The organism is Pedobacter sp. 01N416 (assembly GCF_056399685.1).
In genome coordinates this window covers 1-2023 of sequence record NZ_JBFTRT010000744.1, presented here as the reverse complement: position 1 = coordinate 2023, position 2023 = coordinate 1, and the positions used below count along the sequence as shown (strand labels likewise).

Below are 2023 nucleotides of genomic sequence, written 5' to 3'. Positions count from 1 at the left end.
GTGTTAGGTATCATGAAGTAAATCAGTTAATTAAGTGGTAAAAATGGATAATGGCACATATTGCTTAAATTTTTGCTAATTAGCTACATAGCCACAGGATAAATATGAATACCAGAAGAGATTTTCTACAAAAAATGGGCGCATCAGCATTGATGCTGCAATTGGGATCAATATCGGCATTTGCGAACGCTCCCGACCAAATTGAACAGCCTTACCAGGGTAGGGTACTCCGAGTAGCCATCATGGGTTTAGGTGGATATGGCACCCGTGTAGCAGAAGCTATGCAGGCCAGTACCAAGGCGAAGCTGGTTGGTGTAATTAGCGGTACACCTTCAAAAATTAAAGAGTGGCAAACGAAATACAACATCCCGGAAAAGAATTGTTATAACTATGACAACTTCGATGAGGTAAAAAATAATCCGGATATAGATGCGATTTATGTGATTACGCCAAATGCACTGCACCATAGTCAGGTTATCCGTGTAGCAAAAGCAGGAAAACATGCCATATGCGAGAAACCGATGGCATTGAATGCCAAAGAGGGACAAGAGATGCTTGATGCTTGTAAAAAAGCAAATGTAAAGTTACTGGTTGGCTATAGGTTACATTTTGAACCCCGTACATTGGAGGTGATCCGAATGAGAAATGCGGGCGACTTCGGTAAGATCATGTTTTTTCAGGGACAATGTGGTTTTAAAATAGGCGATCCTACGCAATGGCGATTAAACAAAGCGCTTGCCGGCGGGGGATCAATGATGGATATTGGAATCTATGCAATTAACGGAGCAAGGTATATGCTGGGCGAAGAGCCGATCTGGGTGACGGCCCAGGAAACCAAGACCGATCCCGTAAAGTTTAAAGAAGGTGTAGATGAAACCATACAATTTCAATTGGGTTTCCCGAGCGGTGCGGTAGCCTCTTGCTTGTCTAGTTATAACATTAATTACCTGGATAGATTTTTTATGAGTGGCGACAAAGGATTTGCAGAAATGCAACCTTCTACCGGTTATGGCCCGATAAAGGGTAGAACACATAAAGGTGAACTCACGCAGCCTATCACTACGCATCAAACCGTACAGATGGATGAAATGGCAACTATTATTTTTGAAGATACCAAGCCGATAGTCCCTGTAAACGGCGAAGAAGGCTTGAAAGATCTTAAAATTATTGATGCCATCTACCAGGCTGTAAAAACAGGAAAAAAGGTCAAACTAACTGCTTAGCCAAAAGGGATTTTAAAACAGATTCTGGGGATTATCCAGCCATAGGGTGCACATCGTAAATATATTTCTGATTTAACTTAACTGCCTGCCGATTTTGGAAGCGTGAACCAAAAACCGGTACGCTCGCCAGGCACACTGTCTACACCGATCTCTCCCCCATGTTTACGAACGATGTTAGCACAGATAAACAGGCCTAGCCCAAGTCCCGAATTTTGCTCCTGCTGCCCTGCGGCCTGGTAATACCGGTCGAACAGCAAGGGGATCTTTTCGGCAACAATCCCGGGCCCCTGATCGATAACGGAGATTTTAACGTAGGTTTCATGATCAATGAGCTCAACTTTTATCTCTGCAGTGCCCGGAGCATATTTGACAGCATTACTGATCAGATTAGTAAGTACCCGGCCGATCCGCTCTGAATCGGCATGGACCATGATGTTTTTCTTTCCTGTTATAGTTACTGGCGGAACGTCGGTGGAAGCAAACAATTCAACTATTTCCTGTACCAGCTCAAACAGGTTGAAGTTCGTTTTCCGTAGTTCTATCTGATCCCGATAATTTTTACCGGCATTGAGCAAATCGTCTATTATCAGTGAGATCCGGTTTATGCCCCTGCTTGCCTGCGCAACCAACCGCTTGGTACGGTCAGATTGCCGGTTCGCGTCCCGTTGCAGCATTTGTACTGATCCTTTTAAGCTGGTAACCGGGGTCTTCAGCTCATGGCTGGCAATACTTATGAAATCGTCTTTATGCCTTTCTATGATTTTGTCATTGGTGATATCGTTAATGACACCCACCAGTTT

2 protein-coding genes are annotated in these 2023 nt (G+C 43.9%); one reads left to right on the top strand and one right to left on the bottom strand.

What is annotated here, in order from left to right:
* The first annotated feature begins 104 nt into the window (after positions 1-104).
* Positions 105-1223 carry a Gfo/Idh/MocA family protein gene (locus AC1DND_RS26575; protein ID WP_477585695.1) on the top strand — a complete coding sequence of 373 codons (1119 nt, stop codon included), beginning with the start codon at positions 105-107 and terminating at the stop codon, positions 1221-1223.
* A gap of 77 nt (positions 1224-1300) precedes the next feature.
* Here AC1DND_RS26575 and AC1DND_RS26570 read toward each other — a convergent pair.
* A partial coding sequence (locus tag AC1DND_RS26570; protein ID WP_477585693.1) for a sensor histidine kinase occupies positions 1301-2023 on the bottom strand: 723 nt, incomplete at its 5' end.

Excerpts from the sequence above, each read along its gene's own strand:
- AC1DND_RS26575 (WP_477585695.1), top strand. The coding sequence starts at position 105 with ATGAATACCAGAAGAGATTTTCTACAAAAAATGGGCGCATCAGCATTG.